Consider the following 14,274-nt stretch of genomic DNA (forward strand, 5'->3'; position numbering starts at 1 on the left):
GTGCTTAACGATCCCCGATTTACCGCTGAAGTCGAGCTGACCATTCCCTTTCACGACGTCGATATGATGGGCGTGGCCTGGCACGGTAACTATTTTCGCTACTTTGAAGTGGCCCGCGAGGCGCTGCTCAACCAGTTCAATTACGGCTATCGGCAGATGAAAGAGTCAGGTTATTTGTGGCCAGTGGTCGATGCGCGGGTGAAATATCGCCACGCCCTCACCTTTGAGCAACGCATCCGCGTGCGTGCGCATATCGAAGAGTTCGAAAACCGTCTGCGGATTGCCTATCAGATTTTCGATGCCGAAACGGGTAAACGCGCCACCACCGGATACACCATTCAGGTCGCGGTCGACGAGCAAAGCCGCGAACTGTGCTTTGTCAGCCCCGATATTCTGTTTGAACGCATGGGAGTCAAACCATGAAATTTTTGCCGCTGCTGGCGATGCTGATTAGCCCGTTTGTCAGCGCCCTGACCCTGGACGATCTTCAGCAACGCTTTACCGAACAGCCGGTGATCCGCGCCCATTTCGATCAAACCAGGACGATTAAAGATCTGCCGCAGCCGCTGCGATCTCAGGGCCAGATGTTGATCGCCCGCGACCATGGGTTATTGTGGGATCAAACCTCACCGTTCTCCATGCAGCTATTGCTGGACGATAAACGCATGGTGCAGGTGATCAACGGTCAGCCGCCGCAAATCATCACGGCAGAAAATAACCCGCAGATGTTCCAGTTTAACCACCTGCTGCGCGCGCTGTTCCAGGCCGATCGCAAAGTGCTGGAACAAAACTTCCGCGTCGAATTTGCTGACAAAGGCGAAGGCCGCTGGACGCTGCGCCTGACCCCAACCACCACGCCGCTGGATAAAATTTTCAACACCATCGATCTCGCCGGGCAAACCTATCTGGAGAGCATTCAGCTTAATGATAAACAGGGCGATCGCACCGATATCGCTCTTACCCAACATCAACTGACGCCAGCGCAACTGACCGATGACGAACGCCAACGTTTTGCCGCCCAGTAAACGCCCCGCGCTGTTATGGGGGATCGTCTGCCTGGTCATGGCGGCGGCGTTGCTGATTCTGCTGCCGCAATCACGGCTGAACAGTAGCGTGCTGGCAATGTTACCCAAACAGGCGATGGGCGATATTCCCCCAGCGCTGAATGACGGCTTTATGCAGCGTCTGGACCGCCAACTGGTGTGGCTGGTCAGCCCCGGTAAAGAGGCTAATCCCAGGGTGGCTCAGGAGTGGCTGACGCTGCTGCAAAAATCCGCTGCGCTCGGCGACGTTAAAGGGCCAATGGATGCCGCCAGCCAGCAGGCGTGGGGAGCATTTTTCTGGCAGCACCGCAACGGCCTGATTGACCCCGACACTCGCGTCCGCCTGCAAAACGGCGGCGAAGCGCAGGCGCAGTGGATCCTCTCCCAGCTTTATTCTGCGTTCTCCGGGGTAAGCGGCAAGGAGCTGCAAAACGATCCGCTGATGTTAATGCGCGGCTCGCAGCTGGCGATGGCGAAAAACGGCCAGCGTTTACGACTGATGGACGGCTGGCTGGTGACGCAGGATCCCCAGGGCAACTACTGGTATCTGCTGCACGGAGAACTGGCGGGATCGTCGTTTGATATGCAGCAAACCCACCTGCTCATCACGACCCTGAATACGCTGGAAAAGGATCTGAAAACGCGTTACCCGCAAGCGCAGTTGCTCTCGCGCGGCACGGTGTTTTACAGCGATTACGCCAGCCAACAGGCGAAGCAGGACATCTCCACCCTGGGCGTGGCAACGCTGCTGGGGGTGATATTGCTGATTGTGGCGGTGTTCCGCTCTTTACGTCCGTTGCTGCTCTGCGTGATTTCCATCGGCATCGGCGCGCTGGCGGGAACGGTCGCCACCTTGTTGATTTTCGGTGAATTACACCTGATGACGCTGGTGATGAGCATGAGCGTTATCGGCATTTCCGCTGACTACACGCTCTATTACCTCACCGAACGGATGGTGCACGGCAACGACGTTTCGCCGTGGCAAAGCCTGGCGAAAGTGCGTAATGCCCTGCTTCTGGCGCTGCTCACCACCGTGGCGGCATATCTGATTATGATGCTCGCCCCCTTCCCCGGTATTCGCCAGATGGCGATTTTTGCCGCCGTCGGGTTGAGCGCCTCCTGCCTGACCGTCCTGTTCTGGCATCCGTGGCTGTGCCGTGGCCTGCCGGTGCGTCCGGTTCCGGCGATGGCGCTGATGCTGCGCTGGCTGGCAGCGTGGCGGCGTAATAAAAAACTGTCGCGGGGTCTGCCCGTCGCGCTGGCGCTATTTTCGCTGGCAGGGATGTCAATACTGCGCGTCGATGACGATATCTCGCAGTTACAGGCGCTGCCGCAGCATATTCTGGCGCAGGAAAAAGCCATTACCGCCCTGACCGGACAAAGCGTCGATCAAAAATGGTTTGTAGTTTACGGCGACTCCCCACAGCAAACCTTGGGACGACTGGAGACATTTACCACCTCGCTGGAGAAAGCGAAAAAAGACGGCCTTATCAGCAACTACCGCACTATTCCGCTGAACTCCCTGGCGCGGCAGAAGGAAGATTTACATCTGCTGAAAACGGCTGCCCCGACAGTAACGAAAGCACTGCAAAATGCCGGGCTGACGGCGGTGAAACCAGATCTCAACGCCATGCCAGTGAAGGTCGATGAATGGCTGGCAAGCCCCGCCAGTGAAGGCTGGCGTCTGCTGTGGTTGACGCTGGAAAACGGCGCAAGCGGCGTACTGGTGCCGGTTGAAGGGGTTAAAAGTAGCGAGTTGTTGCAGGAAATCGCCAGCTATTACCCTGGCGGCATTGCCTGGGTTGATCGCAAAAGTACCTTTGATGAATTGTTCGCACTTTACCGCTACGTCTTAACCGGCTTGTTGCTGGTGGCGCTGGCAGTGATTGCCTGCGGCGCAGTGGCCCGCCTCGGCTGGCGCAAAGGGCTTATCAGCCTGGTGCCTTCGGTACTTTCGCTGGGCTGCGGTCTGGCGGTGCTGGCGATGAGCGGGCAGGCGGTGAATCTCTTTTCGCTACTGGCGCTGGTGCTGGTGCTTGGCATCGGCATCAACTACACGCTGTTTTTCAGTAATCCGCGCGGTACACCGTTAACTTCACTACTGGCGATCACGCTGGCAATGCTCACCACCTTGCTGACGCTGGGTATGCTGGTATTCAGCACCACCCAGGCCATCAGCAGTTTTGGCATTGTGCTGGTGAGCGGTATTTTCACTGCCTTCCTGCTTTCGCCGCTGGCTATGCCCGATAAAAAGAGAACAAAAAAATGATCAAACCTACCTTCTGGCGAGCGTTCGCCCTGACCGCTACGCTTATCCTCACCGGCTGTAGCCACTCGCAACCGGAACAGGAAGGCCGCCCGCAAGCGTGGCTGCAACCTGGCACACGCATCACGCTGCCTGCGCCGGGGATTTCACCCGCCGTCAATTCCCAACAACTATTGACCGGAAGCTTCAACGGCAAAACCCAGTCGCTGCTAGTGATGCTTAACGCCGACGACCAGAAAATCACCCTTGCCGGGCTGTCGTCGGTCGGCATTCGCCTGTTTCTGGTGACCTACGATGCGCAAGGGCTACGCGCCGAGCAATCCATCGTCGTCCCACAGTTACCGCCCGCAAGTCAGGTACTGGCTGACGTAATGCTCAGCCACTGGCCGATTAGCGCCTGGCAGCCGCAACTTCCCACTGGCTGGACGCTTCGCGACAACGGCGACAAACGCGAGCTACGTAACGCCAGCGGCAAACTGGTCACGGAAATCACCTATCTGAATCGCAAGGGCAAACGCGTGCCAATCAGCATTGAGCAGCATGTCTTTAAATACCACATCACCATTCAATACTTAGGTGACTGATATGATTTATATTTCCGCCGTCGGCATGATCAACGCCCTGGGAAATAACCTTGACGAAATCGCGACCAACCTGACTCGCGGTGCCGCTCCCGGAATGCGCCCACGCGCAGGCTGGTTGCAGGGCCATCCGCAGGCAGTCCTGGCTGGCGTGGATGGCGAGCTTCCGCTTATCCCGGAAAAATTCGCTGCGCACCGCTCGCGCAACAATCAGATCCTGCTGGCGGCGCTGGCGCAGATCCAGCCGCAGGTTGATGACGCTATCGCGAAATATGGCCGCGAGCGCATCGCGATTGTGCTTGGCACCAGCACCTCCGGCCTGCATGAAGGCGACACGCACGTTAAGCTGCGCACCAACGGACAGCCGAGCACCACGTGGCACTATGCACAACAGGAACTCGGCGATCCGTCGCGTTTTCTCAGCCACTGGCTGGCGCTCGACGGCCCGGCCTATACCCTTTCAACCGCCTGCTCCTCCAGTGCCAGAGCGATGATCAGCGGGCGCAGACTTATCGAAGCGGGGCTGGTCGATGCCGCCATTGTGGGTGGCGCAGATACCCTGAGCCGAATGCCGATTAACGGTTTTCACAGCCTCGAATCGCTCTCGCCAACCTTATGTCAGCCGTTTGGTCGTGACCGCGCGGGTATTACCATTGGCGAAGGGGCGGGGCTGATGTTATTAACCCGCGAACCGCAGCCCATCGCGTTGCTGGGCGTTGGTGAATCAAGCGACGCTTACCATATTTCGGCCCCGCATCCGCAGGGCGAAGGGGCGATCCGCGCTATTAATCAGGTGCTGACCGATGCGCAGCTTACGCCAGATGACGTCGGCTATATCAACCTGCACGGCACCGCCACACAACTCAACGATCAGATTGAATCAATGGTGGTTAACGCCCTGTTTGGCGAACGCGTACCTTGCAGCTCCACCAAACATTTGACCGGACACACGCTGGGCGCGGCGGGCATTACCGAGGCGGCAATCAGCATGTTGATCTTACAGCGTGATTTACCGCTGCCCGCTCAGGACTTCAGCCTGTCGCCGCGCGATCCCAGGCTGCCACCGTGTGGCATTATCGAACAACCGCAGCCGCTGGCACGTCCGGTGATCCTGTCCAATTCCTTCGCCTTTGGCGGCAATAACGCCAGCATTCTGCTCGGGAGGGTTTCGTGAGCCACTATTTATCACCCGGCGCTTATCTGCCCCACGACGCGCCCATGTTACTGCTGGAAGAAGTGGTGAGCGTCAGCGATGACAGCGCGGTGTGCCGCGTAACAGTCTCGCCCAGTGGCGTACTGGCACCGTTTCTCGACCCGGACGGCAATCTCCCTGGCTGGTTTGCCCTTGAACTGATGGCGCAAACCGTCGGCGTCTGGTCTGGCTGGCATCGCCACCAGCAGGGTAAAAACAGTATTGAGTTAGGGATGGTACTGGGCGCGCGTGAATTGCTTTGCACCACTGGCATTCTGCTCACAGGCCAGACACTGACCATTACCGTCAAACTGCTGATGCAAGACGATCGCTTCGGCAGTTTTGAGTGCAGCATCAACGACGGCGAGGCGACGGGCCGCATTAACACCTTCCAGCCGACCGCGGAAGAACTTACCACCCTGTTTCAACAAGGAGCGTCCTGATGAGTCGTTCAGTTCTGGTTACTGGTGCCAGCAAAGGCATTGGTCGCGCCATCGCCTGCCAACTGGCGGCAGACGGCTTTAACATTGGCGTTCACTATCACCGTGACGCCGCAGGCGCTCAGGAAACGCTGAATGCCATTGTCGCCAACGGTGGTAACGGGCGTTTGCTCAGTTTCGACGTCGCAAACCGCGAACAATGTAGGGAAGTGCTGGAGCACGAGATCGCGCAACACGGCGCCTGGTACGGCGTAGTCAGTAACGCCGGGATCGCCCGCGACGCCGCTTTTCCGGCTTTAAGCGATGACGACTGGGATGCGGTGATCCACACCAATCTCGACAGTTTCTACAACGTCATTCAGCCGTGCATTATGCCGATGATCGGTGCGCGCCAGGGCGGACGCATCATCACGCTGTCCTCGGTTTCCGGCGTAATGGGCAATCGCGGCCAGGTGAATTACAGCGCTGCCAAAGCCGGAATTATCGGCGCAACAAAAGCACTGGCTATCGAACTCGCGAAGCGCAAAATCACCGTCAACTGCATCGCGCCGGGACTTATTGATACCGGGATGATCGAAATGGAAGAGAGCGCCCTGAAAGAGGCAATGTCGATGATCCCAATGAAACGCATGGGCCAGGCGGAAGAAGTTGCCGGGCTTGCCAGCTATTTAATGTCTGATATTGCGGGTTACGTCACCCGCCAGGTTATTTCCATCAACGGAGGGATGTTATGACACGTCGCGTAGTGATTACAGGAATGGGCGGCGTGACTGCCTTTGGTGAAAACTGGCAGGACGTTTCTGCACGCTTACTGGCGTATGAAAACGCGGTGCGCAAAATGCCGGAGTGGCAGGTCTACGATGGCCTGCACACCCTGCTTGGCGCGCCTATTGATGATTTCACGCTGCCGGAGCACTACACCCGCAAGCGTATCCGTGCGATGGGCCGCGTGTCGCAAATGTCGACCCGCGCCAGCGAGCTGGCGTTAGAGCAGGCAGGGTTGATTGGCGATCCGATATTAACCAGCGGCGAAACGGGCATTGCGTACGGTTCATCGACCGGCAGTACCGGTCCGGTGAGCGAATTTGCCACCATGCTGACGGAAAAGCACACCAATAACATCACTGGCACCACCTATGTGCAGATGATGCCGCACACCACCGCCGTTAATACTGGCCTCTTTTTCGGCCTGCGCGGGCGGGTGATCCCAACCTCCAGCGCTTGTACCTCCGGCAGCCAGGCGATCGGTTATGCGTGGGAAGCCATTCGCCACGGTTATCAAACGGTGATGGTTGCTGGTGGTGCCGAAGAGTTATGTCCTTCAGAAGCAGCGGTATTTGATACGCTTTTCGCCACCAGCCAGCACAATGATGCGCCGAAAACCACACCTTCACCGTTCGATGAAAACCGCGACGGGCTGGTGATTGGTGAAGGCGCAGGGACGCTCATCCTCGAAGAACTGGAGCACGCCAAAGCGCGCGGCGCGACCATTTACGGTGAAATCGTCGGCTTTGCGACTAACTGCGACGCCGCGCATATCACCCAGCCACAGCGTGAGACCATGCAGTATTGTATGGAGCAATCGCTGAAAATCGCCGGGTTAAGCGCACAAGATATCGGCTATATTTCAGCGCATGGCACGGCGACCGATCGTGGTGATATGGCAGAAAGTCTGGCGACAGCAACCATTTACGGTGATAATGTGCCGCTCTCCTCGCTGAAAAGTTATTTTGGTCATACGCTTGGTGCCTGTGGCGCGCTCGAAGCCTGGATGAGTCTGCAAATGATGCGCGAAGGCTGGTTTGCTCCTACGCTAAACCTGAATAAACCAGACCCGAATTGTGGCGCGCTGGATTACATCATGCATGAAGCCCGCAAGGTTGATTGTGAGTTTTTGCAGAGTAACAACTTTGCCTTTGGCGGCATTAATACATCCATCATCATTAAACGTTGGCCCTGATATGTATCGGATAGTTCTGGGGAAAGTTTCGACCTTAAGCGCAGCTCCACTGCCACCGGCTTTACACGATCAAGCACCGCAAGGTCCACGACGCGAACGCTGGCTGGCGGGGCGTGCATTGCTTTCGCACACGCTTTCCCCGCTACCGGAGATCATCTATGGCGAACAAGGCAAACCTGCATTCGCGCCGGAAACGCCGCTATGGTTCAACTTAAGCCATAGCGGTGACGATATCGCCCTGCTGTTGAGCGATGAAGGCGAAGTCGGCTGCGATATCGAAGTGATTCGCCCGCGCGCCAACTGGCGCTGGCTGGCGAACGCCGTGTTCAGCCTCGGGGAACACGCTGAGATGGACGCCGTGCATCCTGATCAGCAACTGGAAATGTTCTGGCGCATCTGGACGCGCAAAGAAGCCATCGTTAAACAGCGTGGTGGCAGCGCCTGGCAAATCGTCAGCGTAGACAGCACCTATCAGTCATCGCTGTCAGTCAGCCATTGCCAGCTCGACAATTTAAGCCTGGCAATCTGCACCCCTACCCCCTTTACGCTCACCGCTGACAGTGTGCAATGGATCGATTCAGTTAACTGATCCGCCCGTCCGACTGCCTATCTCTTGATCCAGAACAGGTAATCAGTATGACGAATACTTAAAATCGTCATACTGATTTCCGCCATCTATTTTAATCCATTGGGGTTACCATGCTCTCCACACTCCGCCGCACTCTATTTGCGCTGCTGGCTTGTGCGTCTTTTATCGTTCATGCCGCTGCGCCAGATGAAATCACCACCGCCTGGCCGGTGAATGTCGGGCCACTAAACCCACACCTTTACACGCCTAATCAGATGTTCGCCCAGAGCATGGTTTATGAACCATTGGTGAAATATCAGGCTGATGGTTCGGTGATCCCGTGGCTGGCAACAAGCTGGACCCATTCGGAAGATGGCAAAACCTGGACCTTCACTCTGCGTGATGGCGTGAAATTCTCTAACGGCGAACCGTTTGATGCAGAGGCGGCGGCAGAAAACTTCCGCGCAGTGCTCGATAACCGTCAACGTCACGCCTGGCTGGAGCTGGCAAACCAGATTGTTGATGTCAAAGCACTCAGTAAAAACGAGCTGCAAATCACCCTGAAAAGCGCCTACTATCCTTTCCTGCAAGAACTGGCCCTGCCCCGCCCTTTCCGCTTTATCGCCCCCTCGCAGTTTAAAAACCATGAAACCATGAACGGGATTAAAGCGCCGATTGGCACCGGGCCGTGGGTTTTGCAGGAATCGAAACTGAATCAGTACGATGTCTTCGTCCGAAACGAAAACTACTGGGGCGAAAAGCCGGCGATTAAAAAGATCACGTTTAACGTGATCCCGGACCCGACTACCCGCGCGGTGGCGTTTGAAACTGGCGATATCGACCTGCTGTACGGAAACGAAGGGTTATTACCGCTCGATACCTTCGCCCGCTTTAGCCAGAATCCGGCTTACCATACCCAACTGTCACAGCCGATCGAAACCGTGATGCTGGCACTTAATACCGCCAAAGCCCCCACCAACGAGCTGGCAGTACGTGAAGCTCTCAATTACGCGGTAAACAAAAAATCGCTGATTGATAACGCGTTGTATGGCACCCAGCAGGTCGCAGACACTCTGTTTGCCCCTTCTGTACCCTACGCCAACCTCGGCCTGAAACCGCGCCAGTACGATCCGCAGAAAGCGAAAGAGTTGCTGGAAAAAGCAGGCTGGACGCTACCTGCGGGCAAAGACATCCGCGAGAAAAACGGTCAGCCGCTGCGCATTGAACTGTCGTTCATCGGTACCGATGCGTTAAGCAAATCGATGGCGGAAATCATTCAGGCTGATATGCGCCTGATTGGCGCAGATGTCTCGCTGATTGGCGAAGAAGAGAGCAGTATCTATGCTCGTCAGCGCGACGGTCGTTTTGGCATGATTTTCCACCGCACCTGGGGCGCGCCATACGATCCACACGCCTTCCTGAGTTCAATGCGCGTACCGTCGCATGCTGACTTCCAGGCACAGCAAGGATTAGCCGACAAACCGCTGATTGATAAAGAGATCGGCGAAGTGCTGGCGACCCATGACGAAACGCAACGTCAGACGCTGTATCGCGACATTCTGACCCGTCTGCATGACGAGGCGGTTTATCTGCCTATCAGTTACATCTCAATGATGGTGGTATCAAAACCGGAGCTGGGTAACATCCCCTACGCGCCGATCGCCACCGAAATTCCGTTCGAACAGATTAAACCGGTGAAACCTTAATGTTGCGTTACGTATTACGCCGCTTTCTGCTGCTGATCCCGATGGTGCTCGCCGCCTCGGTGATCATTTTTCTGATGCTGCGCCTCGGCACCGGCGACCCGGCGCTCGATTATCTGCGTCTGTCTAACCTGCCGCCGACACCGGAGATGCTGGCCTCTACCCGCACCATGCTGGGGCTGGATCAGCCGCTGTACGTGCAATACGGCACCTGGCTATGGAAGGCGCTGCATCTCGATTTCGGTATCTCATTCGCCAGCCAACGCCCGGTGCTGGACGATATGCTGAACTTCCTGCCCGCCACGCTGGAACTGGCGGGTGCGGCGCTGGTATTAATTCTGCTCACCTCCGTGCCGCTCGGTATCTGGGCGGCGCGCCACCGCGATCGCTTGCCCGATTTCGCCGTCCGTTTCATCGCGTTTCTCGGCGTGTCGATGCCTAACTTCTGGCTGGCGTTTTTACTGGTGATGGCGTTTTCGGTGTATCTGCAATGGCTACCTGCGATGGGCTACGGCGGCTGGCAGCATATCATTTTGCCTGCGGTTTCCATCGCCTTTATGTCGCTGGCGATTAACGCGCGGCTGCTGCGCGCCAGTATGCTGGACGTTGCCGGTCAGCGTCATGTGACCTGGGCGCGACTGCGCGGTTTGAACGACAAACAGACCGAACGCCGCCATATTCTGCGCAATGCGTCGCTGCCGATGATCACCGCAGTGGGGATGCACATCGGCGAACTGATCGGCGGGACGATGATTATCGAAAACATCTTTGCCTGGCCGGGCGTCGGGCGCTATGCGGTGTCGGCGATTTTTAACCGTGACTATCCGGTTATTCAGTGCTTTACGCTGATGATGGTGGTGGTTTTTGTGGTCTGTAATTTGATTGTTGATTTGCTCAACGCCGCGCTGGACCCGCGCATTCGTCGTCATGAAGGAGCGCACGCGTGAACTTTTTCCTCTCTTCCCGCTGGTCGGTTCGCCTGGCGCTGATCATTATCGCCCTGCTGGCGCTGATTGCGCTCACCAGCCAGTGGTGGCTGCCGTATGACCCCCAGGCGATTGATTTGCCTTCGCGCCTGCTTTCACCGGATGCGCAGCACTGGCTGGGCACCGATCATTTAGGGCGCGATATTTTCTCGCGGCTGATGGCAGCGACCCGCGTGTCGCTCGGTTCGGTAATGGCCTGCCTGCTGCTGGTGCTGACATTAGGGCTGGTTATTGGCGGCAGCGCCGGACTGATTGGCGGGCGCGTTGATCAGGCCACCATGCGCGTCGCCGATATGTTTATGACCTTCCCGACTTCGATTCTGTCGTTCTTTATGGTTGGCGTGCTCGGCACCGGGCTGACCAACGTGATTATCGCCATCGCCCTGTCGCACTGGGCGTGGTATGCACGCATGGTGCGCAGCCTGGTGATTTCACTGCGCCAGCGCGAGTTTGTGCTGGCGTCACGGCTTTCTGGTGCGGGCCATGTGCGGGTGTTTGTTGATCATCTGGCAGGTGCGGTGATCCCCTCGCTGCTGGTGCTGGCAACGCTGGATATCGGCCATATGATGCTGCACGTCGCGGGGATGTCCTTCCTCGGCCTCGGCGTGACCGCGCCGACCGCCGAATGGGGCGTGATGATTAACGACGCGCGCCAGTATATCTGGACCCAGCCGCTGCAAATGTTCTGGCCGGGGCTGGCGCTGTTTATCAGCGTGATGGCCTTTAACCTGGTGGGTGACGCACTGCGCGATCATCTGGATCCTCATCTGGTGACGGAGCACGCACACTAATGCCGCAACAGATTGAACTACGTAATATCGCGCTACAGGCCGTGCAGCCGCTGGTGCACGGTGTATCGTTAACCCTGCAACGCGGGCGCGTGCTGGCGTTAGTCGGCGGCAGCGGCAGCGGAAAATCACTGACCTGCGCCGCAGCGCTGGGCATTCTGCCCGCTGGCGTTTGCCAGACGGCGGGGGAAATTTTAGCCGATGGCAAACCGGTTTCTCCCTGCGCCCTGCGCGGCATCAAAATTGCCACCATCATGCAGAACCCGCGCAGCGCCTTTAATCCGCTACACACCATGCACACTCACGCGCGAGAAACCTGCCTGGCGCAGGGGAAACCCGCCGACGACGCCACGCTTACCGCAGCCATAGAAGCGGTGGGGCTGGAAAACGCCGCACGCGTGCTGAAGCTGTACCCGTTCGAGATGAGCGGCGGCATGTTGCAGCGCATGATGATTGCGATGGCGGTGCTGTGTGAATCACCATTTATCATCGCCGATGAACCTACCACTGACCTTGACGTGGTGGCGCAGGCCCGCATTCTCGATCTGCTGGAAAGCATTATGCAAAAACAAGCACCGGGAATGCTGCTGGTCACCCATGATATGGGCGTGGTGGCGCGCCTGGCGGATGACGTGGCGGTGATGTCGCACGGTAAGATTGTCGAACAGGGCGATGTAGAAACGCTGTTTAACGCTCCCAAACATGCGGTGACGCGCAGCCTGGTTTCCGCTCATCTCGCCCTCTACGGTATGGAGTTGGCATCATGACTTTACTTAACGTCTGCGACCTTTCCCATCACTATGCGCACGGTGGATTCAGCGGTAAGCACCAGCATCAGGCGGTGCTGAATAACGTTTCCCTGACCCTGAAAAGCGGCGAAACCGTCGCTCTGCTGGGGCGCAGCGGCTGCGGAAAAAGCACTCTCGCGCGGCTGCTGGTAGGCTTAGAGTCTCCCTCACAAGGGAATATTAGCTGGCGCGGCGAACCGTTGGCAAAGCTCAATCGCGCGCAACGTAAAGCGTTCCGCCGTGATATTCAAATGGTGTTTCAGGACTCCATCAGCGCCGTGAATCCGCGCAAAACCGTGCGCGAGATCCTGCGTGAACCGATGCGCCACCTGCTATCGCTGAAAAAATCCGAACAACTGGCGCGCGCCAGCGAAATGCTGAAGGCGGTCGATCTTGACGACAGCGTGCTCGACAAACGCCCACCGCAGTTAAGCGGCGGCCAGCTCCAGCGCGTCTGCCTGGCGCGCGCGCTGGCGGTCGAACCGAAACTGCTGATTCTGGATGAAGCCGTTTCTAACCTTGATCTCGTGTTACAGGCGGGCGTCATTCGCCTGCTGAAAAAGCTACAACAACAGTTTGGCACCGCCTGCCTGTTCATCACCCACGACTTACGTCTTGTAGAACGCTTCTGTCAGCGGGTGATGGTGATGGACAACGGACAAATCGTCGAAACCCAGGTGGTGGGAGATAAATTAACCTTTTCCTCTGACGCCGGACGTGTGCTACAAAACGCGGTATTACCCGCATTCCCCGTGCGCCGTCGCGCCGCAGAAAAGGTTTAAGTCAATGCAACGAGTCACTATCACACTTGATGACGATTTACTGGAGACGCTGGACAGCCTGAGCCAGCGTCGTGGTTATAACAACCGTTCCGAAGCTATCCGCGATATTCTGCGCAGCGCCCTGGCGCAGGAAGCTACCCAGCAGCACGGCACACAAGGTTTCGCGGTGCTGTCGTATGTGTATGAACACGAAAAACGCGACTTAGCCAGCCGTATTGTCTCCACGCAGCATCACCACCACGATCTCTCGGTCGCCACGCTGCATGTGCACATTAATCACGACGACTGTCTGGAAATTGCCGTGCTGAAAGGTGACATGGGCGACGTGCAGCATTTTGCCGATGACGTTATCGCCCAACGCGGCGTGCGGCACGGGCATTTGCAGTGCTTACCGAAGGAAGATTGAGTTATTTCTAAAACGAGGAAAGAAAAGATATTAACTGAACTTAATTTATATAATTAAGTTCAGTTGCATAGATAGATCCTGTAAAGGCAGATATTCTGCGTAATGTACGCCGCTAAAATTTATAAATGATTCAAACGCTCATTCAGCGTTTCAATAATATAAGTATTAACAGAGACTTGTTGCTGCGCAGCCGCATTATTAAGGCGTTCACTCAGCGATTCTGGATAGCGTAACGTAAAGGTTTTAATCTTTTCTGTACGCGCATACGGCTCAATACCCGCAGCTTTACAATCCTCAAGATACTCTCGCAGGGAAAGCTCCCCTTCTTTTTGCAGCCCCTGAATGCTGTCAGAGACAAAATCACAATAACCTGACAAGCCCAGGAATTTGCCACGAAATGCATTTAGTTCTGGCACGTAGGTAATAACAGCAGGTTGCCCGGCAATCTCCATAGAGTTTGGCGTCTTCAGTTTGATCATGGTTTTACCCCTATACTTAGTAACCAGTCACGCACGCTTTCTACAGCGCCTTTATCGGTATCTGGCGACGGATGAGGCCGATGGAAACACGCAACGCTCATATTTAGTATGAACTTACAACGCGAACCTCTTCCTTCCTTAATTTCTCCGCCTAATGCTTTAACCAGTGACTCTATATCAGACCACTTGATCCCTTGAGGAACAGGAGATTTAAATATTTGATCCAATGTGTTTTTTTGTTTCTTCCGTAAAGCCTGTACCTGGGTTCTCATGGCATGTCCTTATGACTTCA

The 14,274-nt window shown here is 56.4% G+C and carries 17 protein-coding genes; 15 read left to right on the plus strand and 2 right to left on the minus strand.

The features are described from left to right. From FEK50_RS14540 to nikR, 15 genes are all read left to right on the plus strand, one after another. Positions 1–423, plus strand: a complete 423-nt coding sequence (locus FEK50_RS14540) for a thioesterase family protein (RefSeq protein ID WP_131161872.1) — start codon at positions 1–3, stop codon at positions 421–423. Continuing rightward, positions 420–1,025 carry an outer membrane lipoprotein carrier protein LolA gene (locus tag FEK50_RS14545; protein ID WP_130260977.1) on the plus strand — a complete coding sequence of 202 codons (606 nt, stop codon included), beginning with the start codon at positions 420–422 and terminating at the stop codon, positions 1,023–1,025. The genes FEK50_RS14540 and FEK50_RS14545 overlap by 4 nt, the downstream gene beginning before the upstream one ends. Beyond that, a complete protein-coding gene (locus tag FEK50_RS14550) occupies positions 994–3,312 on the plus strand; it encodes an MMPL family transporter (RefSeq protein ID WP_131161873.1) in 2,319 nt (772 codons plus the stop codon). The genes FEK50_RS14545 and FEK50_RS14550 overlap by 32 nt, the downstream gene beginning before the upstream one ends. Then, positions 3,309–3,893 (plus strand): DUF3261 domain-containing protein, encoded by a 585-nt coding sequence (locus FEK50_RS14555; protein ID WP_000595149.1) that lies wholly within the window; start codon positions 3,309–3,311, stop codon positions 3,891–3,893. Before FEK50_RS14550 ends, FEK50_RS14555 begins: the two co-directional genes overlap by 4 nt. 1 nt (position 3,894) lies before the next feature. Beyond that, positions 3,895–5,064 (plus strand): beta-ketoacyl-[acyl-carrier-protein] synthase family protein, encoded by a 1,170-nt coding sequence (locus tag FEK50_RS14560; RefSeq protein WP_131161874.1) that lies wholly within the window; start codon positions 3,895–3,897, stop codon positions 5,062–5,064. Continuing rightward, on the plus strand, positions 5,061–5,525 hold the full coding sequence (locus FEK50_RS14565) for a 3-hydroxy-fatty acyl-ACP dehydratase (RefSeq protein ID WP_131161875.1): 465 nt from the start codon (positions 5,061–5,063) through the stop codon (positions 5,523–5,525). The genes FEK50_RS14560 and FEK50_RS14565 overlap by 4 nt, the downstream gene beginning before the upstream one ends. Continuing rightward, on the plus strand, positions 5,525–6,256 hold the full coding sequence (locus FEK50_RS14570) for a 3-ketoacyl-ACP reductase FabG2 (RefSeq protein ID WP_000091660.1): 732 nt from the start codon (positions 5,525–5,527) through the stop codon (positions 6,254–6,256). Before FEK50_RS14565 ends, FEK50_RS14570 begins: the two co-directional genes overlap by 1 nt. Then, entirely contained in the window at positions 6,253–7,482 is a 1,230-nt protein-coding gene (locus tag FEK50_RS14575; RefSeq protein WP_000198469.1) for a beta-ketoacyl-ACP synthase, read from the plus strand. Before FEK50_RS14570 ends, FEK50_RS14575 begins: the two co-directional genes overlap by 4 nt. A gap of 1 nt (position 7,483) precedes the next feature. Further along, the gene (gene acpT, locus FEK50_RS14580) at positions 7,484–8,071 is read left to right on the plus strand and encodes a 4'-phosphopantetheinyl transferase AcpT (RefSeq protein WP_130209127.1); all 588 of its coding nucleotides are present in this window, start codon (positions 7,484–7,486) and stop codon (positions 8,069–8,071) included. 110 nt (positions 8,072–8,181) lie between these two features. Then, positions 8,182–9,756: a nickel ABC transporter substrate-binding protein gene (gene nikA, locus FEK50_RS14585; protein ID WP_131161876.1), complete on the plus strand. Its 1,575-nt coding sequence runs from the start codon at positions 8,182–8,184 to the stop codon at positions 9,754–9,756. Next, positions 9,756–10,700 (plus strand): nickel ABC transporter permease subunit NikB, encoded by a 945-nt coding sequence (gene nikB, locus FEK50_RS14590; protein WP_000947068.1) that lies wholly within the window; start codon positions 9,756–9,758, stop codon positions 10,698–10,700. The genes nikA and nikB overlap by 1 nt, the downstream gene beginning before the upstream one ends. Beyond that, complete coding sequence (nikC, locus tag FEK50_RS14595; protein ID WP_001008963.1) at positions 10,697–11,530, plus strand: nickel ABC transporter permease subunit NikC; 834 nt, start codon at positions 10,697–10,699, stop codon at positions 11,528–11,530. The genes nikB and nikC overlap by 4 nt, the downstream gene beginning before the upstream one ends. After that, positions 11,530–12,294 (plus strand): nickel import ATP-binding protein NikD, encoded by a 765-nt coding sequence (gene nikD / locus FEK50_RS14600; protein WP_131161877.1) that lies wholly within the window; start codon positions 11,530–11,532, stop codon positions 12,292–12,294. Before nikC ends, nikD begins: the two co-directional genes overlap by 1 nt. Then, positions 12,291–13,097 carry a nickel import ATP-binding protein NikE gene (gene nikE, locus FEK50_RS14605; RefSeq protein ID WP_131161878.1) on the plus strand — a complete coding sequence of 269 codons (807 nt, stop codon included), beginning with the start codon at positions 12,291–12,293 and terminating at the stop codon, positions 13,095–13,097. The genes nikD and nikE overlap by 4 nt, the downstream gene beginning before the upstream one ends. A gap of 4 nt (positions 13,098–13,101) precedes the next feature. Continuing rightward, complete coding sequence (gene nikR / locus FEK50_RS14610) at positions 13,102–13,503, plus strand: nickel-responsive transcriptional regulator NikR (RefSeq protein ID WP_001190062.1); 402 nt, start codon at positions 13,102–13,104, stop codon at positions 13,501–13,503. Between the two features lie 119 nt (positions 13,504–13,622). Here nikR and FEK50_RS14615 read toward each other — a convergent pair whose 3' ends face one another. Together FEK50_RS14615 and FEK50_RS14620 are read right to left on the minus strand one after the other, a co-directional pair. Continuing rightward, the gene (locus FEK50_RS14615; protein WP_000593555.1) at positions 13,623–13,982 is read right to left on the minus strand and encodes a type II toxin-antitoxin system HicB family antitoxin; all 360 of its coding nucleotides are present in this window, start codon (positions 13,980–13,982) and stop codon (positions 13,623–13,625) included. Further along, the gene (locus FEK50_RS14620; RefSeq protein WP_001260301.1) at positions 13,979–14,254 is read right to left on the minus strand and encodes a type II toxin-antitoxin system HicA family toxin; all 276 of its coding nucleotides are present in this window, start codon (positions 14,252–14,254) and stop codon (positions 13,979–13,981) included. The genes FEK50_RS14615 and FEK50_RS14620 overlap by 4 nt, the downstream gene beginning before the upstream one ends. Between the last annotated feature and the right edge of the window lie 20 nt (positions 14,255–14,274).

Source organism: Escherichia sp. E2586, assembly GCF_005781105.1.
Lineage (GTDB): Bacteria > Pseudomonadota > Gammaproteobacteria > Enterobacterales > Enterobacteriaceae > Escherichia.

What these genes read in the sequence shown, in the direction of transcription:
- FEK50_RS14545 (WP_130260977.1), top strand. Translation starts at nt 420, where the DNA reads ATGAAATTTTTGCCGCTGCTGGCGATGCTGATTAGCCCGTTTGTCAGC.
- FEK50_RS14550 (WP_131161873.1), top strand. Translation starts at nt 994, where the DNA reads ATGACGAACGCCAACGTTTTGCCGCCCAGTAAACGCCCCGCGCTGTTA.
- FEK50_RS14555 (WP_000595149.1), top strand. Translation starts at nt 3,309, where the DNA reads ATGATCAAACCTACCTTCTGGCGAGCGTTCGCCCTGACCGCTACGCTT.
- FEK50_RS14560 (WP_131161874.1), top strand. Translation starts at nt 3,895, where the DNA reads ATGATTTATATTTCCGCCGTCGGCATGATCAACGCCCTGGGAAATAAC.
- FEK50_RS14570 (WP_000091660.1), top strand. Translation starts at nt 5,525, where the DNA reads ATGAGTCGTTCAGTTCTGGTTACTGGTGCCAGCAAAGGCATTGGTCGC.
- FEK50_RS14575 (WP_000198469.1), top strand. Translation starts at nt 6,253, where the DNA reads ATGACACGTCGCGTAGTGATTACAGGAATGGGCGGCGTGACTGCCTTT.
- acpT (WP_130209127.1), top strand. Translation starts at nt 7,484, where the DNA reads ATGTATCGGATAGTTCTGGGGAAAGTTTCGACCTTAAGCGCAGCTCCA.
- nikA (WP_131161876.1), top strand. Translation starts at nt 8,182, where the DNA reads ATGCTCTCCACACTCCGCCGCACTCTATTTGCGCTGCTGGCTTGTGCG.
- nikB (WP_000947068.1), top strand. Translation starts at nt 9,756, where the DNA reads ATGTTGCGTTACGTATTACGCCGCTTTCTGCTGCTGATCCCGATGGTG.
- nikD (WP_131161877.1), top strand. Translation starts at nt 11,530, where the DNA reads ATGCCGCAACAGATTGAACTACGTAATATCGCGCTACAGGCCGTGCAG.
- nikE (WP_131161878.1), top strand. Translation starts at nt 12,291, where the DNA reads ATGACTTTACTTAACGTCTGCGACCTTTCCCATCACTATGCGCACGGT.
- nikR (WP_001190062.1), top strand. Translation starts at nt 13,102, where the DNA reads ATGCAACGAGTCACTATCACACTTGATGACGATTTACTGGAGACGCTG.
- FEK50_RS14615 (WP_000593555.1), bottom strand. Translation starts at nt 13,982, where the DNA reads ATGATCAAACTGAAGACGCCAAACTCTATGGAGATTGCCGGGCAACCT.
- FEK50_RS14620 (WP_001260301.1), bottom strand. Translation starts at nt 14,254, where the DNA reads ATGAGAACCCAGGTACAGGCTTTACGGAAGAAACAAAAAAACACATTG.